The organism is Pseudomonas sp. NPDC077408 (assembly GCF_050269105.1).
GTDB lineage: Bacteria > Pseudomonadota > Gammaproteobacteria > Pseudomonadales > Pseudomonadaceae > Stutzerimonas.
Genome location: NZ_JBNNHS010000003.1, coordinates 512,056 through 537,856, shown reverse-complemented (window position 1 = coordinate 537,856; position 25,801 = coordinate 512,056). Strand labels below are relative to the sequence as shown.

The window sequence follows — 25,801 nt, the reverse complement described above, 5'->3', positions numbered from 1 at the left end:
AACGTTGCGCGGGAGGCGCGCTAGGCATGGTTACCGGAGCTACTTCACTCAGCCTGGTTCGCGATGAGTTGTTCGCTACCATGGAAGAAGCCGAGCAGAGCCTCGAGCATTTCATCATCGACAGAAACAATAGCGGTCTGTTGCAGCAGGCTGTCGAGAATCTCAAGCAGGTTCGCGGCACGCTGCGGCTTATCGAGTTGACCGGCGCCGAACTGCTCGCGCAGGAAATACTCCAGCTGGCGACAGACATCCCCGTAGGAGCGGGGGAAGATCGAGACAGTCAGTTGGCAGCGCTGAGTAACGCGCTGTATGTGTTAGGACGTTATCTCGAAAGCGTCGACGCCAGCCGGCAGGAAATGCCCGAACTGCTGCTGCCGCCAATCAATGCGTTGCGGTTGGTTAGTGGCCAGTCGCCGTTACCGGAAAGCTTCTTCTTTAGCGTCCGCCTCGATCATGCGCGTCCGCCAATCGAGGCTGCGGTGCGCGAGCCCGCTGCGCGTGCGGCAGAGGCGCGCAGGTTGCGTCAAATGTATCAGGTGGGCTTGCTCGGCTTCATTCGTGAAGACAATGCCTCGGCCAGCCTTAAGCTTATGGCGCGTGCGCTGGGCCGGTTGGATCTGCTGTTCGCAAACTCGGCGGGTGGTCGCCTGTGTTGGTTGGGGAGCGCAGCTTTGGAGGCCCAGCTGGATGGCCAACTGTTGCCGCGCCAATCACGCAAGCAATTGTTTTCCAGGCTTGACCGTGAACTTCGTCAGCTCAGCAGTCATGATGCCTACGAACCACCGCGGGTTCTGCTCAAGGAGCTGCTGTATCTCGTTGCATTAGCCGAAAGCAATGGGCCATTAGCAAGTCAGGTACGGGAGACGTTTTCGCTTGGTTCGTTACCCTTCACCGACCATCTTCTCGAGGATGAATCCCAGCGGTTGGCGGGGCCCGGGCAGGCTGTAATGCGCTCGCTGTCGTCGGCGATCCGTGAAGAGCTGGCGAGTCTCAAAGACTTACTGGATCTCATCGAGCGCCAGACCGCACCGGCTGAGTCGTATCCAAACCTGCATAGTCTGCTAGGCAAACTGGCGAAGACGTTGGGAATGGTGGGCTTGTCCTCGGCATCGAGTACCTTGCATGCCCAGCTCTCGGTGGTGTCCGGCTGGAGCGTCGAACAACTGCCCGAGCCCCAGGCGCTGTTGAAATTGGCCGATGCGGTGCTCTATGTCGAGAGCATGGTGGCTAGCCTGGAGCGCGGCGAGCGCTTTGATTCGCGTCCACAGATTGCACAGCCAGGCCAAGAGGCTGAAGCATTCGCCAACCATCAGCTCACCGAAGCTTGCATCGTGGTGATCGGCGAGGCGACCGCAGGTTTGGCCTTGGCCAAGCGCGCCATCACAGCGTACCTGGAATCAAACGGGGAAAAGTTACACTTGGCCAATGTTCCTTTCAGTTTGATGGCTGTTCGTGGCGGGCTGCGTTTTCTAGAACAGGATCGCGCCGCTGAGTTGATTGGTGCCTGTGCCGACTTTATTCAGAAGCAGATGCTCGAGGGCGTGCAAATGCCACCAGAGCAAATGCTTGAAACCCTGGCCGACGCGTTGACCAGCCTCGAATATTATCTCGACGGCGGAGCGATACTGCGGCGCGACGAATCACGGATCAGCGTGTTGGATCTCGCGACCGAAAGTGTGCGGGCACTGGGTCTCCCGGTGGCTGCCTGATGAGTTTACGGTGGCAGCCAGCACTGCTTGATCCGGCAATGGGCGGTGGATGGGCCGTCGTTCATTGCCAGCAGGGGTTTCTTTGTGACGCAAATGGCGTGCTGTTTCCCAGAGATTGGCTGAAACGCCTCGACCTACCGTTGCTCAGCGAGCAAGGCTTGGGTTTTTTCGATGGCGACCAAGTGTTTCTAATGGAGTTAGCGCACCCGGTCGAAGTGCCCGGCGCTGGCTGGCAGGGGCTGCGTCAATTCATGATGCATGATGACGATACCGAAAGGTTTCGTATGCTCGGCTTCGCTGCGCAGATTGGCACCTGGGCAAGCCATCATCGCTTCTGCGGCAGCTGCGGCAACCCGATGCGCCAGCATGCTACGGAGCGTGCGATGCAGTGCGAGAGTTGTGGCATTCATCACTACCCTCGCATCTCGCCGAGCATGATTGTTTTGGTAACGCGAGGCGACGAGCTGCTACTGGCACGTTCACCGCGCTTTGCCCCCGGGGTATACAGCACTCTTGCTGGGTTCGTTGAGCCCGGCGAGTCAGTCGAACAGTGCGTCAGGCGGGAAGTCCACGAGGAGGTTGGGGTGTCTATCCATGAGCCCCAGTACATCTGCAGTCAGGGATGGCCGTTTCCACACTCATTGATGCTTGGCTTTCACGCAGAATATGCGTCAGGAGAAATTGTGATGCAGCCTGAAGAGATTGAGGATGCGGGCTGGTTTTCTATCCATGATCTGCCTGCGCTGCCTGCTCACAAATCCATCGCCCGCTACTTGATTGATCTGTATCTGGCACGACGTCTAGGCCGTACCGAACCAATGCTGCCAGGCTAGCCGCAGACTCAGTGCCAGCACCACCGATATAAAGATCGGTCGGATGAATTTTGATCCGCCCTGGATTGCTGTGCGCGCACCAAGGTATGCGCCGACCATCAGGGCGAGCCCCATGCCGATGCCTAGCCCCCAGGCCACCTGCCCGCCAGCGATGAATACGGCAAGTGCAACACCGTTGCTGACGAAGTTCATGCTGCGAGCCACGCCGCTGGCTTTTAGCAAGTCGAGCGGGTAGAGCAACATGCTGCTGACGGTCCAGAACGCTCCCGTGCCGGGCCCCGCTATGCCGTCATAGAAGCCTAGGGTCAGGCCTTGTGGCCACTGTCGATGTTGGGCTATTGGCTCAGCGCCCGGTCGAGGTGTGGTTGGCATACGCCCGAAAAGCAGATATAGCCCGCAGGCAAATACCACCAAAGGTAGTGCCTGATTGAGCCAGCGTGCCGGGATCATGTGTGCCAAACCCGCGCCCAGCGCTGCCCCTATAGCAGTCGCTAAGAGCGCGGATCGCCATTGCTGTGGATGAAATAGTTTTCTGCGATAGAAAGTGAAGCTTGCCGTAGCTGAGCCAAAGGTTGCGCACAGTTTGTTGGTGCCTAGAACCAGATGCGGCGGCAAGCCTGCGGTCAGCAGAGCGGGAAGCGTCAATAGGCCACCTCCGCCAGCTATGGCATCAATAAAGCCGGCAAGAAAGGCGACGGCCATGAGGGCGGCCAATACCAGTGGGTCCGTCGCAAGCTCAAAGGTCAGCATGTGAAACACTCATAGCAGAATCGGTAACGGAGATGGCGCATCATGCCGGCTGCGCTTTTGTAAAGCCAACGACAAGCGCCTCCTAGTGCTGCGGTTCGGGTTGGTTGAGCGAATGGCAAACAACAGAATGTCGACTCGTCTCCAGTGTTCCTTTCTGGTACTGGCTGCTCTGATTGACCGTATCGATAATGCTCCGTCGGATTTCGGTGGATTTGCGGGCTATGCAATATATAGGGCTTGCGGTGGTTGTCGCGTTACTTGCACTGCTCAGTGGCTTGGTCGCGGTGCGGTTACTTGTGGGTGGGCACTGGTTGCTCGGCTGGTTGCGTGGCACCCTCGGAATGCTGGTACTTTCGCTGGCTGGCCTAGTTGGCCTAGTCGCCTGGGACATCACGACTTATCAGCCGTTGAGTGATGACACGCCGCTGGCTTCGCTGACCTTTCAGGCCGATGGTCATCAGCGTTATCGGGTGCAGGTGCAAGAGGGGCAGAGCACTCGCTTTGTCACGCTTGAAGGCGATCTCTGGCAGCTCGACTTGCGAGCGCTTCACTGGAAGGGGCTGGCGGCGCTCATTGGGTTGGAGCCTGGCTATCGGTTGGAGCGCCTTTCAGGTCGCTACCTGGCCGTCGAGCAACAGGATCAGGCGCGTCGTCCATATGTGCAGCTGGGAAACAGCCGGGCGGGAGTGGATTTCTGGGCGTGGTTGCATCGGTGCGAGTGCACTCCGCTAATGCTCGATGCGCAACTGCGCCGAGTTAGCTATCTACCGATCGCTGATAACGCCGTTTACACATTTGAGATCACGCCTGCCGGGCTGTTGGCGAAACCGGCGAGCGTCGCTGCAGAGCAGGCGATGAAGGGCTGGTAGCTAGAAAGCTCCGCAAAAAACAAAGGGAACCTAAATGGTTCCCTTTGTATAAGTCGCTTGATCAGGCGAGGTAGCCGCCGTCTACATTGAGCGACAGACCCGTGGTGTAGCTCGATGCATCGCTGGCGAGATAGAGCACAGCACCCGCCATTTCGCTGGGATCCGCAACACGGTGTAGTGGGATATGACGTAGCGCTTCTTCGCGGATCGAGTCGTTCTTGACCAGGGCCGAGGCAAACTTGGTGTCCGTGAGGCCTGGCAGTAGGGCATTGCAGCGAATGCCCTGGGGTGCGCACTCCTTGGCGAAAGCCTTGGTCATGTTGATCACCGCTGCTTTGGTGACCGAGTAAATACCCTGGAAGTTGCCCGGCGTGACGCCATTGATCGAGGCTACGTTGATGATGCTGCCGCCCCCATGCTCACGCATCAATTTGCCGGCCTCAACGGACATGAAGAAATAACCTCGGATATTCACATCAACCGTTTTCTGAAAGGCTGACACGTCGGTATCCAGAATATGGCAGAACTGCGGATTGGTAGCCGCGTTGTTGACCAAAATGTCCAGCCGACCGAACTGTTCGCGAATTTGAGCGAAGACAGCCTGGATCTGTTCGAGCTCACCGATATGGCACGCGACGGCTGTGGCTTTGCCACCGTCAGCGTTGATCGCATCAGCAACCGCCTGGCAGCCATCAATTTTGCGGCTTGAAACAATAACGTGGGCGCCTTGCTGGGCCAGCAGTTTGGCGATGGCTTCGCCAATGCCACGGCTGGCGCCGGATACGAAGGCAATCTTGCCGTCCAGGTCAAATAGGTTGGTCTTAGTCATGGAGTCGGTTCCTTTTGGTGAGCTGTGTTACAGCTTCGAGTTGTTAATAACCTGCAGGCTCACTTGCTCGAGCAGGGCGTTCATTTGTACGAACTTGGCGAACCGCTTGTCCTGGGTCTGACCGTGGAAGTAGCGGTAGTAGATTTGTTGAACAATCGCCGCCAGGCGGAACAGGCCATAGGTGTAGTAATAGTCAAAGTTGTCGATGCGGATACCCGCGCGCTCGGCGTAGTAGTCAACAAATTGCTGACGAGTCAGCATGCCGGGCGCGTTGCTGGGCTGTTTGCGAATCAGCTGCATCGGCGCCGGGTCCGTGGCTTCTATCCAATAGGCAAGCGTATTGCCCAAATCCATTAGAGGATCACCCAGCGTAGTCATCTCCCAATCCAGAACGCCGATGATCTCCATGGGGTTATCCGGATTGAGGATTACATTATCGAAGCGGTAGTCGTTGTGGATGATGCCCGGCTTGTGGTGATCGGCTGGCATCTTGTCCCGCAGCCAAGCCTTAACCGGCTCCCATCCAGGCGCGTCAGCCGTGATCGCCCGCTCGTACCGATCGATCCAGCCATTTATTTGCCGCTGGACGTAACCTTCGGGCTTGCCCAGATCACCTAGGCCACAGGCGTTGTAGTCAACATTGTGCAGGTCGACGAACTTGTCGATGAAGCTCTTGCACAGCGCGGTGGTCTGCTCCGGCGTGAATCCAAGTTCGGCGGGCATGTCCTCACGAAGAATAATGCCCTTGACCCGCTCCATCACGTAAAACTCGGCCCCGATAAGCGTCTCGTCGGTGCAATAGGCGTAGGCTTTCGGGCAGTACGGAAAGCCAGCGTTGAGCTGGTTGAGTATTCGGTATTCACGTCCCATGTCATGTGCGGACTTGGCCTTATGACCAAAGGGAGGACGGCGGAGCACGAATTCCTGCTTCGGGTATTCCAGCAGATAGGTCAGGTTGGACGCCCCCCCCGGAAACTGCGAAATACTCGGCATACCTTCTAGTCCCGGAATGTGGGATTTCAGGTACTGGTCGATGGCCTCGGTGGGCAGTTCTTCGCCGTCACGTATACGACTGGTCTGATCAGTAAGCGCCATGCTTGTCCCTTTTCTATTATCGATGCCTTAATGGCCAGCTATGGCAGGCTTCGAGCCGCTGCGCCATTGACCATCCGACGACCCTAATCTAATGCCCGCATTGAGCATCACCAAGGGAAGTCGGCCGTTATTGGTCGGGGTGTTGCCGCGTAATCAAGGCGCCTGATGCTTGGAAAATCCTAAAAAAAGCGCATAAAAAAGCCGAAGTCGTGGGACTTCGGCTTTTCACGTCAAGGTAGATTAGGCCGGAAACAGCTCGCTCAACTTCAGCGCTAGCATCATGTCGCCTTCGGCGCGCAGCTTGCCTGCCATGAAGGCCTGCATGCCGTCGGTTTCACCGCTGATGACGCCCTGCATGGTTTCGCTATCCATGATCAGCGTAACGTTGGCATCAGCCGATTCGCCCTTATGAAAGTCGCAGGTACCGTCTTTTACGACCAGGTAGTAGTTTTCGGCATCGGTGATATTGAACTGAAAAACCAGATCCAAGCCGGCCGCAGCGCTGGGGTTGAATTTGGCCTTCATGCCCTGGATGGTTTCGTCGACATTGCTCATCGGATATGACCCTTTATTGTCGTGGGGAAAAACGTGCGGCTATGGGGCCGCGGTCGGCTGGAGCTTATCGATAGGTGACGAGCTCCGGATTCTTCAGCAATTCTAGGTGTGCGTGGCTATTGAATGATGCCAAGGCGACGTCCTGGTCACGAAACTTCAGACGGCTAACTGACGTATTGACGATCTGCCAGTTCAGTTCGAACGCCTTGATAGGTGGTACTCCGACGATCAATTGCAGCAACGCTGTGATCGTACCGCCAGACGTGAACACGGCGATGTGATCTTTTTTGCTTGCCTGTTCGAGCAACCGGCTCAATCCGGCCTGAACGCGGCTTACGAAACTCTGCCAGCTTTCAAGCCCCTGCTTTTCGTGATCGCCAGAGACCCATCGCTGAATGACATATTTGAACAGTCGCTGAAACTCCGCACGATGATTAGCTGCATTGCCAAAGACCTGAATGGCCCCTGGCTCAACGGCCAAGAGATCGTCCATATGTGCGCGAATCACTTCGTCGGCGCGAAACTCATTGAAGGCAGCGTCAATCTGTATAGCCGGCAGTGGGCTTCCGAGAGGAGGAGTCATTCGCTGGAGCGTTGCGCGCGCGGTGTCCAGTTGTCGATTCAACTCCCCACTTACGCAGCGGTCAAAGCGAATACCCATCTGCTCCAGATAATCACCTAGGGCTGCCGATTGCTGGAAGCCGACTGGAGACAGTACGTCATAGTTCTCTGCGCCAAATGACGCCTGGCCATGTCTGATCAGGTAGATACTGCCCATGCGTTGCTCCGGCACCCAGTTTTCGCGAGCGTAGGGGCATCGTAGTGGAGTGTCAACGATAAATCATACGTTCGTTTGAATCTGGTTCCGCTGGCTCAGCCGGTAATGTAATCGGTATGCTTGAGCAATTTTCGCCAACTCGGGTTCCTGCTGGCGACCGTGGTTAATTGAGGAGGGTCTGTGGAATTTCTTGCTGACTATGCAAGCTTTCTGGCGAAGACGGTAACGCTGGTAGCCGCTGTCTTGGTGGTGCTGGTGGTGCTTGCTTCGCTGCGTCGTGGGCGGTCCAAGCAAACGGGTGGACATCTGGAAGTACACAAGCTCAACGATTTCTACAAATCGATGCGCGAGCGTCTCGAGCAATCAATGATCGAAAAGGATCAGTTGAAACTGCAGCGCAAACAAGAAACGAAGGCAGCCAAGCTGGCCAAGAAAAACCCAGAAAACCGTTCCCGAGTCTTTGTGCTCGATTTCGACGGCGACATCAAGGCATCGGCCGTCGACAGTCTTCGTCACGAAATCACTGCTCTGTTGACCATGGCCACACCGAAAGATGAAGTCGTTCTACGGCTCGAAAGCGGCGGTGGTATGGTTCATGGCTATGGACTTGCTGCTTCACAGCTGGTGCGCATTCGCGATGCCGGCGTGCCGCTAACGGTATGTGTCGACAAGGTTGCTGCGAGTGGCGGCTACATGATGGCCTGCATCGGTCAGAAGATTCTCAGCGCGCCATTTGCGATCCTCGGTTCCATCGGTGTAGTTGCGCAACTGCCCAATCTGCATCGCCTGCTCAAAAAGCATGACGTGGATGTCGAGGTGCTGACCGCCGGTGAGTACAAGCGCACCCTGACCATTTTCGGTGAAAACACTGAGAAGGGTCGGGAGAAATTTCAAGACGATCTGGAAACCACTCACGAACTGTTCAAGAACTTTGTCGCGCGGTATCGCCAGCAGCTGAGCATTGATGAGGTCGCTACGGGTGAGGTGTGGCTCGGGATCGCGGCGCTCGGCAAACAATTGGTTGATGAATTGCAAACCAGCGATGAATACCTGGCCTCCCGGGCCCGTGAGGCTGATCTGTTCCAGCTGCATTACGCAGAGAAGAAAAGTCTGCCTGAGCGATTCGGCATGGCTGCAAGCACGGTCCTCGAGCACGGTGTGCTGAAGGGCTGGACGCGTCTTAATGAACAACGTTTCTGGCAATAAGGGGTTTACTAATGGCTCGCTTCAAAGCACTGCAAACCAATGAAAACGGTGGTCGTTTCGAAACAAGCCTGATGGAACGGGACACTGACGAGTTGCCGGCAGGCGAAGTACTGATCCGAGTCACCTACTCGTCGCTCAATTACAAGGATGCCTTATCGGCGAGCGGCAATCGCGGCGTCACTCGCAGCTTTCCACACACGCCCGGTATCGATGCGGCAGGGACTGTTGCCGAGTCAAGTGTGGCCGACTTTTCCATAGGTGATGAAGTGATCGTCACCGGTTATGACCTTGGAATGAATACCGCTGGTGGTTTCGGTCAGTACATTCGGGTTCCGGCAGCGTGGGTCATTAAGCGCCCGGTAGGGCTTTCGCTGCGTGAGGCCATGGCCCTCGGCACGGCTGGCCTGACCGCTGCACTGTGCATAGATAAACTTGAGCAAGCAGGTCTCGAGCCAACTGACGCGCCGATTCTGGTAACGGGCGCGACCGGCGGGGTCGGCAGCATTGCGATAGCCCTGTTGTCCCGCCTGGGATACAAGGTGGCTGCAGTGACGGGCAAGGCCGAACAAGGCGACTTTCTTCGCAAGCTTGGGGCGACCCAAGTCGTTGAGCGTAGCGCGTTACAGGCTGGCACCGAGAAGCCCCTGCTCAAAGAGCAATGGGCGGGGGCGGTCGATACTGTCGGTGGCGATATTCTGTTCAACGTGGTGAAGTCGCTGCAGCGTGGTGCGAGCGTGGCATGTTGCGGCTTGACCGCTGGGACGCATTTTCAGGCTAACGTACTGCCGTTCATCTTGCGTGGGGTAAATCTACTGGGCGTCGATTCGGTTGAGATCCCTCTGGTCGTCAAGGCTTCGATGTGGGACAAGCTTTCAGTGCAGTGGAAGCTGCCTAATCTAGACGACCTGGTGCAGGAGATTTCGCTGGAACAGTTGCCTGAAGCGATCGAGCGTACCTTAGCTGGTCAGCAAACCGGAAGGATGTTGGTTCGACTCGACTGAGCGTATAGGCAGACGCGACGCTATTAGCGTTTTGCTTGTTGAGCATAGTAAAAACCGATTTCTCCGCTGTTATCGATTGAGAGAAGCTAACGCTACTTCAACGCAGCAGGAGCCGCTCATGAAAACACTGGCAGAGAAAATCAAGGCAGCCTTCGGTAGGAACTCTACCACCGCAATCGAGCGGATAGAGCATCCGAACTTTTGGATGTACCAGTAATGAAAAACCCGCCAAACAGGCGGGTTTTTTAGAGCGTAGCGTTGGGTCTGCCTTATCTGCGGCGAAACAGCGGAAGAGGTTCGTCTGCGGCGGCCTGGTAAGTGACTGAGAAATCATTCAGGCCTTCCAGCGCATCATGAGGGTCGCGATCAGGGCGCACGGCAAAAGCATCGAAGCCGCAACGGCGCATGTAGAACAGCTGATCACGCAACACGTCTCCGATGGCGCGGATTTCGCCTTTGTAACCGTAGCGATCTCGTAGCAGTCGCGCAGTCGAGTAATGACGGCCGTCGGTGAACGCGGGGAAGTTCAGTGCGATGACCTGAAAATGTTCCAGGTCATCGGCAATCTCCTCCACGGCCTCGTCGGAATCCAGCCAGACTCCGAGACCGCCGTCACGAACCTTGAGGGCATGAGCATGATCGAGCCATAGCTGGAAGGGTACGATCAGATCGTCGCAGTTGGACAAGCCATCAAGGGTCACATCCTTGGGCAGCAGGTGCCAGGTCTCGTCGATGACCTGGCCGTCCTTAATGATTCGCTGCATAGACGCGCTCCTTGAAGGGGTCGATACCGATTCGGCGGTAAGTATCGAGAAACTGTTCATCTTCTGTACGCTGCTCCACGTAGACGCCGATGACCTTTTCGATCACGTCGGGCATGACATCCTGGGCAAAGGATGGACCGAGGATCTGGCCGAGGCTCGCATTTCGCCCTGAGCTGCCGCCGAGCGAAACCTGATAGAACTCCGCGCCTTTCTTATCTACGCCAAGAATGCCGATGTGACCCACATGGTGGTGTCCGCATGCGTTCATGCAACCGGAGATGTTCAGGTCGATATCGCCGATGTCGAACAAATAATCCATGTCATCGAAGCGGCGTTGAATGGCTTCGGCGATCGGGATCGATTTGGCATTCGCCAGGGAGCAGAAATCGCCACCTGGGCAGCAGATGATGTCGGTCAGCAAGCCGATGTTTGGCGTGGCGACTCCTAGTTCGCGTAACTCATGCCACAGCTCGAACAGACGTGACTGCTCGACATCGGCCAGGATCATGTTCTGCTCGTGGGAGTTGCGTACTTCGCCAAAGCTGTATCTATCCGCCAGATCGGCAATGGTATCTAGCTGCTTGTCTGTAACGTCACCTGGCGCTACGCCGGTGCTTTTCAGTGACAACGTAACCGCTGCGTAACCGGGTTTCTTGTGAGCGACAACGTTGCGCTCACGCCAGCGAGCGAAGCCTGGGTGCTCGGCGTCAAGCTGGGCGAGCACAGCGCTCTGGTCTTCGAGAGATTTGTACTCCGGGTCGACGAAGAATTTGCTGACCCGCTCGACCTCGGCTTCGGTCAAAGTATTCGCGCCGTCTTTCAAATACGACCACTCGGCCTCTACACGCTCGGCAAACACTTCCGGAGTTAGGGCCTTGACCAGAATCTTGATCCGCGCCTTGAACTTGTTGTCACGACGACCATAGCGGTTATACACGCGCAGAATCGCATCGAGATAGGTCAACAGGTGCTGCCATGGCAGGAACTCATTGATAAAGCTGCCTACGATCGGCGTACGGCCAAGACCGCCACCCACGGATACGCGGAAGCCCAGCTCGCCTGCCTCGTTGTTGACCGCTTCGAGCCCGATGTCATGGACCTCGATGGCTGCACGGTCACTCGCAGCGCCGTTCACCGCAATCTTGAACTTGCGTGGCAGGAATGCGAACTCTGGATGGAAGGTCGACCACTGACGAATGATCTCGCACCAGGGGCGGGGGTCGACTAGCTCGTCTTTGGCCACGCCGGCGAACTGGTCGGTGGTGGTATTGCGGATGCAGTTGCCGCTGGTCTGGATGGCGTGCATCTGCACGGTTGCCAGTTCGGCGAGAATGTCAGGGACATCCTCCAGCTCGGGCCAGTTGAGCTGCACGTTGGTACGGGTACTGATGTGGGCGTAGCCCTTATCGTACCGACGGGTGATGTCGGCCAGCTTGCGGATCTGAGTAGACGACAACAGCCCATAAGGCACAGCAATGCGCAGCATCGGCGCATAGCGCTGGATGTACAGACCGTTCTGCAGGCGAAGAGGCAACAATTCTGCGTCAGTCAGTTCACCGGCGAGATAGCGGCGAATCTGGTCACGGAACTGACGCACGCGATCCTCGATGATGTGTTGGTCATACTGGTCGTATACGTACATAAATGTCCTGTTTTTTCAGGCTGTCTACAGCTTCTGCGCGCACGGCCGCGCACCCGTTGATGGGAGGCCGGCACGATACCAGCTAGCGTTTATGCGCAAAAGTGATGTTTGGGAATATGTTTAGAACGAAACGCTGCTTTTCAGGCATTTCAATCGCTGGCCTTGAGCGCTCCGTATGCATGGTCTTAACTGCAATCAATGCGATCCTCAACGACAAGGTATACCGCTGTGTCAGAGCATTTGAAACGCCATGATAATGACAGCCGCGCAGATGCCGCCGCGATCTTCTTTCTGATCCTGCTCGCAGTGGCGACAGCAGTGTTCTGGGTTAGCCACCAATAACCTGGCGGCCTCTACATAACCGGGTTAAACGCCGACTAGATAGAGCACCAGCTTGACGATACCCAGAATCACCAGGACGAACGCTACGGTGAAGCCGACGCCGAGCAGAATGAAATGGCTGGGTTTACCGTGGCTGAAATCCCGCACTCGATTCTTCCCGCTCTGCACGCCCAAAGCGCCGGCCAGCATGCTTTGAAGCATCTGCCGTAGCGTGAGCGACTTGGGTTGCCTATCGTCGTCCATAAGTGTCTCCGTGAGGCTGAATGCCTGAAGTCTAGTCAGCAATCCTGCTTCTGGAGAGATCAATCCGATGGTTAGCGACATCAACGGGTCGTCACGCTTGTCGTTGCTTGATCTTGCCTAAGTCGGCGCGTAAGGTTCGCGCCTCGGCCGCCTAGCGGTTGAACAATTGAAGTGCGTGGTGCCCGGATCATGGTCCGGGTTAAATGGGAAATCAGTGCAAGCTGATGCTGCCCCCGCAACGGTAGAGTCGATCCGACTGAGCCCGATACCAGCCCGTACTTCCCAGGAACTGTCGCGGTGGGCGACGTCCTCAGTTTTGTCGCTGTGCCGGTTTGGCTAGGCGCCTTATCTGTTGCCCACTGCACCCGGATGGAGTGGGCATGTCTTTCGCCTTTCGCTGCGTGGCACTAGCGCTTCTGTTACTGACGCAAGTGGCACCGGTCAGTGCCAGTCAGATCAACGCGATCATTTCCCAATACAGCGCTGCCGAGTTCGCTTCAGCTGCCGCTTTGCTAAAGCAACGATTCCCTGAGCGTACCGTTAGCGCCCGGACTCCGGAGCAACTGGCAGAGCTGGACGACGCCGCGATCGCCCAATGGTTGCCAGTGGAAGGCGCTTGCTCGTCGTGGGCGTATTCGGGGCGGAAGTCGACCATTTGCAACCGTTGATCGAGCGATACAGCACGGGCGAGCGCTTCATCATGCACAGCGACCAGGCGTTAGTGGCGATGAGCCGCACCAATGACCGCATGGTATTTGCAACCATCCGATCCGTACTCCGGAGGCGTTACCGACCGGGCGCAATTTCCATGCGCTCGACAGTAGCCTGATCCCGAGTCGCATCGGCTGGAGTATCGGTAGCGAGCTGGCCAACCGTGCGCGACAGCGGCCAATGGAGCAGGGCGGACGCGAGGCCGTCATTCTCTGGGCATCCGATACCGTCCGTGATGAACGCGCCATGATCGCCTTCGGACTGGCCCTGCTTGGCGTAGAGCCTGTGTGGAACAGCCGGGGCATCGTCGAAGGCATCAAGCGATACCTGCTTTAAACCGGGCGCGAGCGACGCGAGCTGATGTTCACCACCTCCGGTTTGTTTCGCGATCTCTATGCTGATCAGCTTGCAGTGCTCGAACGCGTACACGCGCTTGGAATCGATGCCTTTCTCGAGAAAGGTGGCAACGTCCATGTCAAAAGCAACATGCTCGCGATCATGCTGGTGGCGATTCAGAAGGTCTTTTGGAAGGCCGGCAAGGCGACCCAGCACGTGCTGGCCGAGCAGTTCGCAGCCCTGGTTGCTGAGCACGGCTTGCCGGGAAGTGGGCATACCCGGCCGGATCATCCGATGTTCGAGTAGCTGTTGCCGAAGCTATCTGACCCATTGCGCGACGCACTGCAGGCTCGGCTCGATTCGGCACTGCGCGCGGTGCCGCAAACGAACGCACCGAGCAGTATCAGCGAGATTCAGCCGGAGGCGACGGACACGCCACCAGCCGCGCCAGATCAAGCTGAAACACAAGGTGATCAAAGCGCCAGCCGATACCTTTGGCTGACTGCGCTGATCGTTCTGCTGCTATTGGGGCTTGGCATCTGGCGTGGGCCTCGGCCGAGGGGAGTTGCGTAGCGTGTTCGACAATCAATTGTTCAGTTGGCTGCTGCGAAGATCGTCGCAGACTCTTCATCTGCAGGCCTGCTATCGGTCATCCCTTGAACCAATCCCACAGCCCCAGCGAATAGTTCGGCAGCAGGTTGATTCCGAGTGCCGACTTGACCAGATAGAGCGCGACCAGGCCGATCAGTACCGAGAAGAACAGGAACGCAGTGATTGCTCCGGCTTTGGCCGCCAGCGACAGGCTCCGTTGAGCTCGGCTCAGGCTGCGTTTGTTTCGCCCGCCAACCAACACGAAATAGTACTGGTTGCTCCACAGGCTGAAGGTACCGCGCAGATCGAGCTTGTGCCTGGCCCACGAGCGGGTGGCGAAGGCATTGCGTAAAGCATCTAGCTGCTGCGGTGTGAACGTCTCGCGCAGCTCTTCAGGAAGCCGTTGCTTGAGTCCAACCACGAACGGGTCCTGGTCGAGCGTGACGGTATCCTGGGTGTTGGCGTAGCGTTCAGATGCTTCATCGGGTTTGGATTCTGGAGCGAGCATAGCGTCAGGTTGCCGTCGGGAAGCGAGAGAGACGATGGCGTATGCAACTACCTAGCCGAAACGCTCTGTTGGGCTGTCATTTGCTGCAACTGCTCGACCAGCTGGTCGAAATCGGGGCGGTGGCTGGGGTTTTCCTGCATGCACTGACGCTGCAGGGTGGCAAGGGTTGTCAGGCGCTCGTCCTGACCGTATGCATCGCAGCGGTCCAGTAATTCCTCGAGCAAACAGCCGAACGCACGCGCTTCAATACGCCGTAGCGCCTGACCCGCAGTGGTCTCCGGGTCGATGAACGAGGCTGCGCCGAAATCGCTGAGCAGAGTTTGGCCGCGCGAATCGACCAGCAGGTTATGCGCGTAGAGGTCGCCATGCAGGATGCCGTGCGTGTGGAGGTGGCTGGTTGCAGAAGCTGCACCTGTCGCGATCCGCAGCAGCTGTTCGGCGGAGAACCGCTGCCCGGGTGCGTAACAGTCACGGGTGCAACTGGCTAATGATGGCGGATCGGCGAGCACCCGGTAAGAAGGATCGATGAGCTCCATCAGCAAGCCCGGTAGCGCATCGGTGTGCTCGGCCAGTGGTCCAGCAATGCCGATCAGGTTGGGATGTTCGCCCGCGGCAATACAGGCCGCCATCTCGCTGTGAGGCAGCCCATCGCTGGTCAGGCTGCCTTTGAACAGTTTGGCTGCCATGGCACGGCTCGGCTGGCCGGGCGCTTGCCAGTCAGCACGATGAACGACGCCCGATGCGCCCTGGCCAAGCACGTCGCCGAACGTGATCTGCCTGCGGTCGACCGGTGGCAGCGGATGCTGCGCCAAGGTCTGCGATTCCAATGCATCGCTGAACGGGTTGCCGGCGAACGCCAGCCAACTGAGACGCGGCATAGACAACAGCCACTGCGGCAATGCTGGCAAGTGATTGGCGGCGATGCGCAGCAATTCCAACTGGCGGCAGCGAGCAAGCGATTCGGGCAATGCGGCTAGCTGGTTGCCGGCGAGCATCAGCTTCTGCAGGCGGTCGCAGCGTCCAATTTCGTCAGGCACCGCTTCGAGCTGGTTGTCGGTCAGGATCAGCCAGCGCAGCCTGGGCGGCAGCGCTTCAGCGGGCACGTGGCGGATGCGATTGGCTTTGAACCCAACCATCTCCAGACTGGCGCACTGGCCGATCGAGGCGGGCAGCTCGGTAAATGGGTTGTCCGAGCAGAATAGGATGCGCAACTTGTGCAGGCGCGACAAATCGTCAGGCAAACTGCTGAGCTGGTTCCCTGATAGGTTGAGAATTTCCAGGCTATCAGCCAGGTCGAATATGGCTCGAGGGAAAGTCTCGAGCTGTTCTGACAGGTCCAGGCGGGTCGTTCCGGCGAGATCGCCGCGTTCAAGTTGTGCCAAGGTGTGCATGCGTGCTCTCGCGTCCGGTCGGAGCCGGGGATTGGGTCAATGCGCTAGGACACTGCACGCTGTAACCCGTTCAATTTGCGTCTAGCACGGGCGATTCAGCCGGACGCTGGCGTGCACGGATCACACGCTCCGCACGGGCGCGCAGTTGTCCGCAGCCGCCATCGATGTCCTGTCCCGCCGAGTTGCGCACCTTCGTCAGCACCCCGTTTTCATGCAGATAGCGCATGATCTGATGGATCCGATCCGCCTCTGGCCGCTGAAACTCGTCGTCATCGAGGCTGTTGTAGGGGATGACGTTCATGATCGCGAACTTGCCGCGCAGCAAGCGGATGATCCCGTCCATCTCGTCCTGGCTGTCATTGATGCCTTTGAGCAGCGTCCACTGATATTGAATCGGATAGTCGACGAGGCGGGCATAGGCTTCGCCCAGCTCGACAAGCTCGGCGGGATCGAACTGAGGCGCCCGCGGCAGCAGCTCGCGGCGCAATGCGGCGTCCGTGCTGTGTAGAGACAGGGCCAGAGCGGGTTTCACTTTCTGCAGTGGCAAGCGCTCGAATACGCGCCGGTCGCCAACCGTGGAGAACACCAGGTTCTTGTGCCCGATGCCTCCATCGGTGCCCAGCAAGTCGATGGCGTCGAGCACGTTGTCCAGGTTGTGAGCAGGCTCGCCCATGCCCATGAAAACGACTTTCTTGACCGGGCGGAAACGTCGTGCGAGGGCGACCTGGGCGACGATCTCGGCGCTGCCCAATTGGCGCAACAAGCCACTCTTGCCGGTCATGCAAAAGACGCAGCCCACGGCGCACCCGACCTGACTCGATACGCAGAGACCCGCTCTGGGCAGCAGCACGCTTTCGACCATCTGACCGTCAGCCAGCGCCACCAGCAACCGTGCGGAACCATCCGAGCCCGGATGCTCGGAACTCAGGCGGGCCAGCCCTTCGATTGACTGGCTGACCTCATGCAGGCCGTTGCGTACGGACAACGGGAGGAAGTCTTCCGTCCGTTGGTGGCGCGTGCCGGTATCCAGCGGTGTGCCATTCAGCCAGGCACGGGTCACCCGGCCAATGTGGATGGGCTTGGCGCCGATCGAGGCGAGCTGCTGGTGAATGTCTTGGATACGCATAGGTTGCGCATTCTAGCCAAACGTCATTGACCGGTCTGTAGCTCTCTGCGCGATGCTGGTGCCAGACCTCGTGCTCCACACCTCATGCTCCCCAGAGCGGTCAGTCTCTGAACCAATGGCTCCCAAGCGCTAGCATGATCAACAGCGCCGCGAGCAGGGCGAAGGCCAGCGTCAGCGATGCGAAGTGAGCAATCACGCCGATCAGCGCCGGCCCTGCGAGCACCCCTGCGAACCCGATGGTGGTCGCTGCGGTAATGGCTTGATGGACAGGCATGGCGTTCTGTCGGCTCAACGATGAAATCAATACCGGCGAGACGTTGGCGCAGCCAAGCCCGCAGAGCCCATAACCGAGCAGGGCAAGCCCCCAATGCTCGGTGAGAATGGTCAAGCCAATGCCGAATGCAGCCAGCAATCCGCCCAGGCCGATCACTTTGGCGGTGCCCAGGCTGTTGACCACCGGCGCGCCGGCGAAACGTCCAACTGTCACCATCAGGGCGAAGCTGGCGTATCCCAGTCCGCCTTTGGCGGTTTCCAGTGCCTTCTGCTCAGTCAGATAAAGTGCGCTCCAATCCAGCACTGCGCCTTCGGCCAGATAGACGACGAAGGTCATGGCGCCGACTAGCAGCACCGCGCCTGTCGGGCGGATGAAGGCGACTCCGCCGGCTGGCGCCTTGTCCCGTAGATAACCAGGGCTCACTGCGAGATTGGCGAGGGCGATGACTGCGATCATCAGCAGGGTGCCGGTGGCAGGGGCGAGGCCAAGCGTCAACGCGCCGGTAAGTGAAAGCGCGCCGCTGATCGAACCTAAGCTGAACATGCCGTGAAAGTTCGACATGTGGCGCTTGCCCGTGTCTCGCTCGATTACTACGCCCTGAATGTTGAGCACTACGTCGATCACGCCAAGGCTGCCACCGAAGCAGAAAAGCGCGAGGGCCAGCACCGCGAGCGACTGGCTGAAGGCGATGCCCAACAGGGCGAACAGCAGCAGGACGACACTGCAGAGCACCACCGGACGGATGCCGCGTCGTGTTACGAGCAGTCCGGACAGTGGCATCCAGGTCAGCGAACCGACACCGATACACAGCAGCAACGTACCGAACACTGCGTCGCTCATCTCGATGCGTTCGCGCACGTACGGCACCAGCGGTGCCCAGATCGACAGACCGAATCCGGCCATGAAAAAGCCGATGCGTGTCGCGCGGCGCGCGATAGGTGAGGTTGCATTAACGGGCGTAGTAGCCGCAGGCATCTCAGGTGTCCTTGCTCTAACGGAGGGCCGCGTTCATACGATCGAGTGATCGGCTGCGGCGCGCATTGTGTCAAAGAACTGCGACGGCAGCCGAACCTTCCGCAGTGCAGCTAGTGCTAGTTGGATCTGCCCGTTCAAACCATCGAGCGGGCCGGACGCTCATGGTAATCTTCGCCTTTGCCAACACGCGGCCCCGGAGCGGTACATGAAGTTCATTCACCAGCGCGAACACCTCAATGAAGACGATTTCGTGATTATTGAATGCTCGCAGCCTTGCAACATCCGCCTGATGAACGACAAGAATTTTCGTAGTTTCAAGAATGGCGGGCGACACATCTATCACGGCGGTGCGTTCGACAATTTCCCGGCACGGATCAAAGTGCCCAACACCGGCTTCTGGAACATCACCATTGATACGGTGACGCGCAGGGCCGTCAGCGTCACGCGCAAGCCGGCCTTGACCCACTCGATCAAGATCGTTCGCAACTCGCCCTCCGAGCTCCGCTGAAAGCCTCCTAGTCTCCCTTTAGTGCGCTGAGCGCTCCGTTGCGACTCGATTGATGGCCATCCATCGATCGGGCCCGCGCCTGTGTTCCGGAAGCTTGCTTCTTTCGATGCGCCAGATTATCTTCACATGAAGATTCTTGTTCTGGAGCTATCTATGTCAGAGAGGCAACGCAGCGACCATGTGGATCGCGTGCTCGCGCAATGGCGCGCCGTGCAACCCGGCGCGGATGTATCGCCCATGGCGATATTCACCCGCCTGTACCGCCTTTCCAAATACCTCAATCGCAGCGTGGCCTCGGTGTTCCGTCGACATGGATTGCACGATGGCGAGTTCGACCTGCTCGCCACCCTCTACCGCAGCGGACAGCCGCAAGGGCTTACGCCCAACGCGTTACGTCACGCCGCGGTACTCAGCTCAGGAGCGATGACCAATCGGCTAGATCGCCTTGAAGCTGCCGGGTTAATTCAGCGAGTACCGAATCCGGAAGACCGCCGCAGCTTGTTGATTCGTCTGAGCGATGAAGGGCAGAAGGTACTGCTCGGGTGCCTTGATGAATATCTCGCCAACCTGCACGAGATGCAGGCTCCGCTGGATGCCCAGCAAAAACAGGCGTTGGCGGCCGGGTTGCGCACACTGCTGTTCGCACTGGAGGAGGGGAACAATGATTGAGACCAGGGGGAGAGCCACGCTCGCGCATCTTGGCATGTTGCTCTGGGCGCTTTTTGTCGGGCTGTCCTTTCCGGCGGTGGGGCTCATGACCGAAGGTTTGCCGCCCCTGTTACTAACGGCGATTCGCTTCATGATTGCCGCCTTGGCGCTGTTCCCGTTGTTATGGCGACAGCCCGAGCGATGGCCAAGTCTGCGCGGGCTGCTGCTCTACGCGCTGATGGGGCTGAGCCTGGCTGGGTTCTTCGGCACCATGTTCTGGGCGGCCCATCGAATCAGTGCTTTGTCGATGGCGACGTTATTTGTCAGCGTGCCGCTGCTTGCCTATTGCATCGGGCGCGGGCTCGGCGTGGAGCAACCAGCCGGACGATTGCTGGCCATCCTTGCGTTGGGCGCCGTTGGCGCATTGGGTCTGGCCTGGGCCGAGAACGGCGGTCACTTTTCGGGATTGCAGCTGGGTTTCGGCGAGCTGGCGTTCTTCTTCGGCTGTGTGGCGTCCGCACTGTATCCAGTGCTGAGCAAATGGGGATTGCACCGCGGCTGGCTGGCGCCGCAGGCCGTGCTGCGGACCTTTTGGAGCCTGCTGATGGGCGCATTGCTGATCGGCGCCTTGGGCTTGATCTGGGAGCGGCCCAGCGCGCTGGCCTATATGACGACCGAGGACGTCGCGCTCGTGGCGTACCTTGGTGTCTTTTCCAGCGGCATGACGTTCTTTCTGCAGCAGCGCGCGACCGCTGTCCTGACGCCGGGTGCGGTAACCGCTTATAGCTATCTGGTGCCCTTCGTGTCGATGGTGCTGCTGTTTATAGAGCAGCCACAACGGATGGGTTGGCAGTGGCTGCCGGGCAGCTTGTTGGTCATTCTCGCTATCGGGCTACTGCTCAGACGCGGTTCGACATCTGCCTGACGAGCAATGCTTTCGACCCAATCCTTGGGCTATCCCGAGGCAGTAGACGGGTCGCGGTTCACTCGTCGTCGGCGCTTGCGCTCACCGCGCCAAGACAGCGAAGGCGGCTCTGCGGTGCGTTGCCAACGGTCCAATACTGATTATCCTCGCAGTACACTGCTTCCATCACACTGTTATAGCTGAACGACCATTGGCGTCGATCACGGCCGTCAATCGACTCGATTTGAATAACGATTTCATCACTGGCGAAGGGCTCACCTGCGACTGCGGCCGCGTCGGCACGGTCCAGTAGCGGATCGTTAAGGGTAAATTGCCAGGCGTGCAAACCGTCGACTTCGAGCATGTCGGCGGTTTCCAATTCATCGAGCAGGTAACGGGGTTCGGTAGACATTGCGCGCTTCGCATGGGTTTGTTGATTTCAGTCGCAAGGCCTCCTCATAGAGATGCGGCGGCCAGCGGTAGTCTAGTTGTCGTAGCCGAGATTCGGCATCAGCCAGCGTTCGGTGACGGCGATGTCTTGACCTTTGCGAGTGCTGTAGCGCTCGGCCTGGTCCTTGTCGATCTTGCCTACCGCGAAATATTGCGCCTGAGGATGCGCGAAGTACCAACCACTGACTGCAGCTGTCGGGAACATGGCGTAGTGCTCGGTCAGGGTGACCTGGCTGATGCCGTCGGCATCGAGTAGCTGGAACAGCGTGCCTTTCTCCGTATGGTCGGGGCAGGCGGGATAGCCTGGCGCTGGGCGGATACCTTTGTACTGTTCTTTGATCAGCTCTTCGTTGCTCAGCTGTTCTTCCGGGTCATAGCCCCACCATTGCTTACGGACCTGCTGATGCAACCACTCGGCACAGGCCTCGGCGAGGCGGTCGGCCAAGGCCTTGACCATGATCGAGTTGTAGTCGTCGCCGGCGTCCTGATAAGCCTTGGCCACTTCCTCGGCACCGATGCCCGCAGTGGTAATGAAACCGCCCACGTAATCAGTCACGCCGCTGCTTTTCGGTGCGACGAAGTCGGCTAGCGAGAAGTTCGGCTTGCCGTCGGTCTTCACCGTTTGTTGCCGCAGGTGATGCAGGGTGGCGAGGGCTTCGCCGTCGTCGCCATAGACTTGGATATCGTCTTCGTCGACCTGATTGGCAGGCCAGAAGCCGAAGACGGCGCGGGCCCTGATCAGCTTTTCGTCGACCAGCTTGGTGAGCATCGCCTGGGCATCGTTGAACAGCGACGTAGCTGCTTCGCCAACGATTTCGTCTTCAAGAATGCGTGGATACTTGCCAGCGAGATCCCAAGAGATGAAGAAGGGCGTCCAGTCGATATAGTCCACCAGCGTACGCAGATCGATGTCCTCCAATACCTTGCGGCCGGTGAAGGTTGGTTTGACTGGTGAGTAATCGGCCCAATCGAACTTGGGCTTGACCGCAATCGCTTCGGGGTAAGTCAGACGTTCGGTGCGTGCGCTGCGGTTGGCGGTACGCTCGCGGATCATCGCGTACTCTTCGCGGGTCTTCTGGACGAAAACCGGCTTCAGCTCCTTCGACAGCAATGTTGTCGCGACCCCGACGGCGCGCGACGCGTCGGTCACATAGACCACCGCATCGTTCTTGTAATGCGGATCGATCTTAACCGCCGTGTGAGCCTTGGAGGTGGTCGCGCCGCCAATCATCAGCGGCAGATAGAAATCCTGGCGCTGCATTTCGCGCGCAACGTGCACCATTTCGTCCAGCGACGGGGTGATCAGGCCGGACAGGCCGATGATGTCGCACTTCTCGGCAATCGCCGTCTGCAGGATCTTCTCTGCAGGGACCATGACGCCCATATCAACCACGTCATAACCGTTACAGCCGAGCACCACGCCGACGATGTTTTTGCCGATGTCGTGCACGTCGCCCTTCACCGTGGCCATCAGGATCTTGCCCTTGGCTTCCGGCTTGTCGCCTTTTTCCGCTTCGATGAAGGGGATCAGGTGCGCAACGGCCTGCTTCATAACACGGGCTGACTTAACCACTTGCGGTAGGAACATCTTTCCAGAGCCGAACAAATCGCCCACCACGTTCATGCCCGACATCAGGGGGCCTTCGATGACCTCAATGGGCCGCGCGCACTGTTGGCGGAACTCTTCGGTGTCCTGAACGATGTGAGTGGTGATGCCCTTGACCAGCGCATGCTCCAGGCGCTTCTGGACGGTATAGCTGCGCCATTCTTCGGTTTCTGCTTCCTTAACGCTGCCGTCGCCTTTGAACTCGTCGGCGATGGCCAGCAGCGCCTCGGTGCCGTTAGGGGTGCGGTTGAGCACCACGTCCTCAACAGCGTCGCGCAGCTTCTTCGGAATCTCATCGTAGATTTCCAACTGGCCGGCGTTGACGATGCCCATCGTCAGGCCGTTCTGGATGGCGTAATAGAGGAAGACCGAGTGGATCGCCTCGCGCACCGGGTTATTGCCGCGGAACGAGAAGGACACATTCGATACGCCGCCTGAGGTCAGGGCATAGGGAAGGTTGTCGCGGATATACGCGCAGGCTTCAATGAAGTCCACGGCGTAGTTGTTGTGCTCCTCGATACCAGTGGCGACGGCGAATATGTTCGGGTCGAAAATAATGTCTTCCGCCGGGAAGCCCACTTCGTCTACCAGAATGTCGTAGGAGCGCTGGCAGATTTCACGCTTACGCGCGGCTGTATCGGCCTGGCCGGCTTCGTCGAACGCCATCACTACCACGGCGGCGCCGTAGCGCTTGCACAAGCGCGCGTGATGCTTGAATGCCTCGACGCCTTCCTTCATGGAGATCGAGTTGACGATGCCCTTGCCCTGGATGCACTTGAGGCCGGCTTCGATTACCTCCCACTTGGAGGAGTCGATCATGATCGGCACGCGGGAAATGTCGGGCTCGCCGGCGATCAGGTTGAGGAAGGTCACCATGGCCTTCTTCGAATCCAGCATGCCCTCATCCATGTTGATGTCGATTACCTGAGCGCCGGCTTCTACCTGCTGCAGGGCGACTTCCAGAGCCTCGGTGTAGTTGTCTTCACGGATCAGGCGGGCAAAACGGGCTGAGCCAGTGATGTTGGTTCGTTCGCCCACGTTGACGAACAGCGAGCTGCGATCAATGGTGAAAGGCTCAAGGCCCGACAGGCGACAGGCCTTGGGAATGTCAGGGATGACGCGTGGCGGATACTTGGCAACCGCCTTCGCAATCGCCTCGATATGCGCGGGCGTGGTGCCGCAGCAGCCGCCGACGATGTTAAGAAAGCCGCTGGCAGCGAATTCCTCGACGACCGAGGCCATCTCCGCAGGGCTCTCATCGTACTCGCCGAAGGCGTTCGGCAAGCCGGCGTTGGGGTGCGCCGACACATGGGTTTCGGCCTTGTTGGACAGCTCTTCCAGGTAGGGACGCAGCTCTTTCGCTCCCAGTGCACAATTAAGCCCGACGGAGATCGGCTTGGCGTGGCGAACGGAGTTCCAGAAGGCCTCGGTAGTCTGGCCAGACAGGGTGCGCCCTGAGGCGTCGGTAATGGTGCCGGAAATCATGATCGGCAGTTCGAAACCGATCTCCTCGAAGACTTCCTGTACTGCAAAAATCGCCGCTTTGGCGTTGAGCGTGTCGAAGATGGTCTCGATCAGGATCAGATCCGAGCCGCCTTCGATCAGGCCGCGGGTGGCTTCGGTGTAGTTCTCTACCAGCTCGTCGAAGGTGACGTTGCGGTAGCCTGGATTATTCACGTCTGGCGAGAGCGAGCAGGTGCGGCTGGTCGGGCCGAGTACGCCAGCGACGAATCGCGGGCGGTCCGGCGTTTCAGCTGTCTTTGCATCGGCGGCCTGGCGGGCGAGGCGGGCGCCTTCGACGTTGAGCTCATAGACCAACTCTTCCATGCCGTAGTCGGCCTGAGAAACGCGGGTGGCGTTGAAAGTGTTGGTCTCGACGATATCCGCACCGGCATCGAAGTAGGCTTTTTCAATGGCGCTAATGGCGTCCGGCCGGGTGAGGATCAAGAGGTCATTGTTGCCCTTTAGATCTTGTGGCCAGTCAGCGAAGCGCTCGCCGCGATAGTCCGACTCTTCCAGTTTATAGCTCTGGATCATCGTGCCCATGCCGCCGTCGAGAATCAGGATGCGCTCCTTGAGGGCCTGCTGGAGTGCCTGGAGACGGGCGTTGCGGTCGAGCATGGGGACTACCTGAAGCTGGTGGCGAGGACCGCGAATAATAGCAAAGCTGCACGCTTTTTGATCATCCGGCGATTTACATGAGCAATGCTCATGTTGGTGCGGCGTCGTGTATAACTGGCAGGACCCTGTGGTCGGCGTGACTGATCAGGTTACGCAGTGGTATTAGATGTCGCGTCCCTGTTCGGATACGAGTACCGCTATCAACCTGCCTTAGATACCTCGAGGTCAGATCGGGTGTACCGATTAACTACCTTCTATCAGGCAATTCCTACTAAAACGCTAGGACTTTATCCAGCGCAGTGGTTGGCGTACACTGCTGGGCATGTATGAGAGGAGTTCCCATGAGCGCCATTACCATTACCGAAGCTGCACATGATTACCTGGCCGACCTGCTTGAAAAGCAGAACACCACCGGGATTGGCATCCGGGTCTTCATCACTCAGCCCGGCACGCCCTACGCTGAGACCTGCATTGCCTATTGCAAGCCGGGAGAGGAAAAGCCGGATGACATCGCGATTTCCCTGAAAAGCTTCACCGCTTGGATCGACGGTATCAGCGAGCCCTTCCTGGAAGACGCCCTGGTTGACTACGCCACCGACCGCATGGGCGGCCAGCTGACGATCAAGGCACCCAACGCCAAGGTGCCGATGGTCAACGAAGACAGCCCGCTCAACGAGCGCATCAATTACTACCTGCAGACAGAAATCAATCCCGGTCTTGCGAGCCATGGCGGGCAGGTGACATTGATCGATGTCGTGGATGAGGGCGTGGCAGTACTCCAGTTCGGGGGCGGGTGCCAGGGCTGTGGCCAGGCTGATGTAACGCTCAAGGAAGGTATCGAAAAAACCTTGCTGGAGCGGATTCCGGAGCTGAAGGGCGTTCGTGACGTGACCGACCACACCAATCGGGACAATGCTTACTATTAAGTGGTAACAGCCTAAACGGTGGTCGTATCGGTCACTTTGATGGCAAAATGACACTATCTTCATGTGTCCCCACCACGGCGCTCGTTAGCTGAGATAAGCTGTCCAGGTTC

25 protein-coding genes and 1 riboswitch are annotated in these 25,801 nt (G+C 58.3%); of the genes, 11 read left to right on the top strand and 14 right to left on the bottom strand.

Annotation, left to right across the window (positions count from 1 at the left end; translation table 11 throughout):
- Nucleotides 1–26 precede the first annotated feature (26 nt).
- Together ACQKEK_RS11700 and nudC are read left to right on the top strand one after the other, a co-directional pair.
- A complete protein-coding gene (locus tag ACQKEK_RS11700) occupies nucleotides 27–1,709 on the top strand; it encodes a FimL-related protein (RefSeq protein WP_499142730.1) in 1,683 nt (560 codons plus the stop codon).
- Nucleotides 1,709–2,542, top strand: a complete 834-nt coding sequence (nudC, locus tag ACQKEK_RS11695) for an NAD(+) diphosphatase (RefSeq protein ID WP_499142728.1) — start codon at nucleotides 1,709–1,711, stop codon at nucleotides 2,540–2,542. Before ACQKEK_RS11700 ends, nudC begins: the two co-directional genes overlap by 1 nt.
- Here the strand turns inward: nudC and ACQKEK_RS11690 are convergent.
- Nucleotides 2,510–3,292 carry a TSUP family transporter gene (locus ACQKEK_RS11690; protein WP_499142726.1) on the bottom strand — a complete coding sequence of 261 codons (783 nt, stop codon included), beginning with the start codon at nucleotides 3,290–3,292 and terminating at the stop codon, nucleotides 2,510–2,512. The genes nudC and ACQKEK_RS11690 overlap by 33 nt on opposite strands.
- 221 nt (nucleotides 3,293–3,513) lie before the next feature.
- On the opposite strand from ACQKEK_RS11690, the gene ACQKEK_RS11685 reads away from it, so the two are divergent.
- On the top strand, nucleotides 3,514–4,161 hold the full coding sequence (locus tag ACQKEK_RS11685) for a hypothetical protein (protein WP_499142725.1): 648 nt from the start codon (nucleotides 3,514–3,516) through the stop codon (nucleotides 4,159–4,161).
- A 61-nt stretch (nucleotides 4,162–4,222) separates the two neighbouring features.
- On the opposite strand, the gene ACQKEK_RS11680 is transcribed toward ACQKEK_RS11685, so the two are convergent.
- The 4 genes from ACQKEK_RS11680 to ACQKEK_RS11665 form a co-directional block, all read right to left on the bottom strand.
- Nucleotides 4,223–4,990 carry an SDR family oxidoreductase gene (locus ACQKEK_RS11680; RefSeq protein WP_499142723.1) on the bottom strand — a complete coding sequence of 256 codons (768 nt, stop codon included), beginning with the start codon at nucleotides 4,988–4,990 and terminating at the stop codon, nucleotides 4,223–4,225.
- 27 nt (nucleotides 4,991–5,017) lie between these two features.
- Nucleotides 5,018–6,085: a phosphotransferase family protein gene (locus ACQKEK_RS11675; RefSeq protein ID WP_045427590.1), complete on the bottom strand. Its 1,068-nt coding sequence runs from the start codon at nucleotides 6,083–6,085 to the stop codon at nucleotides 5,018–5,020.
- Nucleotides 6,086–6,325: 240 nt separating this feature from the next.
- Nucleotides 6,326–6,640 (bottom strand): SCP2 sterol-binding domain-containing protein, encoded by a 315-nt coding sequence (locus ACQKEK_RS11670; RefSeq protein ID WP_045427587.1) that lies wholly within the window; start codon nucleotides 6,638–6,640, stop codon nucleotides 6,326–6,328.
- A gap of 64 nt (nucleotides 6,641–6,704) precedes the next feature.
- Nucleotides 6,705–7,418, bottom strand: a complete 714-nt coding sequence (locus ACQKEK_RS11665) for a histidine phosphatase family protein (protein WP_499142722.1) — start codon at nucleotides 7,416–7,418, stop codon at nucleotides 6,705–6,707.
- 180 nt (nucleotides 7,419–7,598) lie between these two features.
- Here ACQKEK_RS11665 and sohB point away from each other — a divergent pair, with 180 nt between their 5' ends.
- Both sohB and ACQKEK_RS11655 read left to right on the top strand, forming a co-directional pair.
- Entirely contained in the window at nucleotides 7,599–8,624 is a 1,026-nt protein-coding gene (gene sohB / locus ACQKEK_RS11660) for a protease SohB (RefSeq protein WP_128121324.1), read from the top strand.
- Nucleotides 8,625–8,635: 11 nt separating this feature from the next.
- Complete coding sequence (locus ACQKEK_RS11655) at nucleotides 8,636–9,625, top strand: YhdH/YhfP family quinone oxidoreductase (RefSeq protein WP_128121323.1); 990 nt, start codon at nucleotides 8,636–8,638, stop codon at nucleotides 9,623–9,625.
- A gap of 269 nt (nucleotides 9,626–9,894) precedes the next feature.
- On the opposite strand, the gene ACQKEK_RS11650 is transcribed toward ACQKEK_RS11655, so the two are convergent.
- The 3 genes from ACQKEK_RS11650 to ACQKEK_RS11640 form a co-directional block, all read right to left on the bottom strand.
- A complete protein-coding gene (locus ACQKEK_RS11650) occupies nucleotides 9,895–10,389 on the bottom strand; it encodes a DUF934 domain-containing protein (protein ID WP_499142720.1) in 495 nt (164 codons plus the stop codon).
- Entirely contained in the window at nucleotides 10,373–12,031 is a 1,659-nt protein-coding gene (locus tag ACQKEK_RS11645; RefSeq protein WP_064482224.1) for a nitrite/sulfite reductase, read from the bottom strand. Before ACQKEK_RS11645 ends, ACQKEK_RS11650 begins: the two co-directional genes overlap by 17 nt.
- A 366-nt stretch (nucleotides 12,032–12,397) precedes the next feature.
- Nucleotides 12,398–12,616 (bottom strand): DUF2970 domain-containing protein, encoded by a 219-nt coding sequence (locus ACQKEK_RS11640; protein WP_045427575.1) that lies wholly within the window; start codon nucleotides 12,614–12,616, stop codon nucleotides 12,398–12,400.
- A gap of 158 nt (nucleotides 12,617–12,774) precedes the next feature.
- Nucleotides 12,775–12,907: riboswitch (cobalamin riboswitch) on the top strand.
- Nucleotides 12,908–12,996: 89 nt separating this feature from the next.
- On the opposite strand from ACQKEK_RS11640, the gene ACQKEK_RS11635 reads away from it, so the two are divergent.
- Together ACQKEK_RS11635 and ACQKEK_RS11630 are read left to right on the top strand one after the other, a co-directional pair.
- On the top strand, nucleotides 12,997–13,284 hold the full coding sequence (locus tag ACQKEK_RS11635; protein ID WP_499142718.1) for a hypothetical protein: 288 nt from the start codon (nucleotides 12,997–12,999) through the stop codon (nucleotides 13,282–13,284).
- A gap of 85 nt (nucleotides 13,285–13,369) precedes the next feature.
- Nucleotides 13,370–13,663, top strand: coding sequence for a cobaltochelatase subunit CobN (locus tag ACQKEK_RS11630; protein ID WP_499142949.1), 294 nt, complete (start codon nucleotides 13,370–13,372; stop codon nucleotides 13,661–13,663).
- Nucleotides 13,664–14,312: 649 nt separating this feature from the next.
- Here ACQKEK_RS11630 and ACQKEK_RS11625 read toward each other — a convergent pair.
- From ACQKEK_RS11625 to ACQKEK_RS11610, 4 genes are all read right to left on the bottom strand, one after another.
- Nucleotides 14,313–14,762: a 3-phosphoshikimate 1-carboxyvinyltransferase gene (locus ACQKEK_RS11625; protein ID WP_499142717.1), complete on the bottom strand. Its 450-nt coding sequence runs from the start codon at nucleotides 14,760–14,762 to the stop codon at nucleotides 14,313–14,315.
- A 47-nt stretch (nucleotides 14,763–14,809) separates the two neighbouring features.
- Nucleotides 14,810–16,153, bottom strand: a complete 1,344-nt coding sequence (locus tag ACQKEK_RS11620) for a protein kinase (protein WP_499142716.1) — start codon at nucleotides 16,151–16,153, stop codon at nucleotides 14,810–14,812.
- A 70-nt stretch (nucleotides 16,154–16,223) separates the two neighbouring features.
- On the bottom strand, nucleotides 16,224–17,279 hold the full coding sequence (locus ACQKEK_RS11615; RefSeq protein WP_046161210.1) for an RNA methyltransferase: 1,056 nt from the start codon (nucleotides 17,277–17,279) through the stop codon (nucleotides 16,224–16,226).
- A gap of 100 nt (nucleotides 17,280–17,379) precedes the next feature.
- Entirely contained in the window at nucleotides 17,380–18,528 is a 1,149-nt protein-coding gene (locus ACQKEK_RS11610) for an MFS transporter (RefSeq protein ID WP_499142714.1), read from the bottom strand.
- Nucleotides 18,529–18,733: 205 nt separating this feature from the next.
- Between ACQKEK_RS11610 and ACQKEK_RS11605 the strand changes: the two genes are divergently transcribed.
- The 3 genes from ACQKEK_RS11605 (at nucleotide 18,734) to ACQKEK_RS11595 (ending at nucleotide 20,609) form a co-directional block, all read left to right on the top strand.
- On the top strand, nucleotides 18,734–19,036 hold the full coding sequence (locus tag ACQKEK_RS11605) for a DUF1883 domain-containing protein (RefSeq protein ID WP_045427559.1): 303 nt from the start codon (nucleotides 18,734–18,736) through the stop codon (nucleotides 19,034–19,036).
- A gap of 153 nt (nucleotides 19,037–19,189) precedes the next feature.
- Nucleotides 19,190–19,705 (top strand): MarR family winged helix-turn-helix transcriptional regulator, encoded by a 516-nt coding sequence (locus ACQKEK_RS11600; protein WP_499142712.1) that lies wholly within the window; start codon nucleotides 19,190–19,192, stop codon nucleotides 19,703–19,705.
- A complete protein-coding gene (locus ACQKEK_RS11595; RefSeq protein WP_499142710.1) occupies nucleotides 19,698–20,609 on the top strand; it encodes a DMT family transporter in 912 nt (303 codons plus the stop codon). The genes ACQKEK_RS11600 and ACQKEK_RS11595 overlap by 8 nt, the downstream gene beginning before the upstream one ends.
- Before the next feature lie 58 nt (nucleotides 20,610–20,667).
- Here the strand turns inward: ACQKEK_RS11595 and ACQKEK_RS11590 are convergent, their stop codons facing one another.
- Both ACQKEK_RS11590 and metH read right to left on the bottom strand, forming a co-directional pair.
- Nucleotides 20,668–21,000: a DUF5629 family protein gene (locus ACQKEK_RS11590; protein ID WP_499142708.1), complete on the bottom strand. Its 333-nt coding sequence runs from the start codon at nucleotides 20,998–21,000 to the stop codon at nucleotides 20,668–20,670.
- Nucleotides 21,001–21,072: 72 nt separating this feature from the next.
- Nucleotides 21,073–24,765, bottom strand: a complete 3,693-nt coding sequence (gene metH / locus ACQKEK_RS11585; RefSeq protein ID WP_499142707.1) for a methionine synthase — start codon at nucleotides 24,763–24,765, stop codon at nucleotides 21,073–21,075.
- A gap of 341 nt (nucleotides 24,766–25,106) precedes the next feature.
- Here metH and nfuA point away from each other — a divergent pair, with 341 nt between their 5' ends.
- Nucleotides 25,107–25,691, top strand: coding sequence for a Fe-S biogenesis protein NfuA (nfuA, locus tag ACQKEK_RS11580; RefSeq protein ID WP_045427552.1), 585 nt, complete (start codon nucleotides 25,107–25,109; stop codon nucleotides 25,689–25,691).
- Nucleotides 25,692–25,801: the final 110 nt, after the last annotated feature.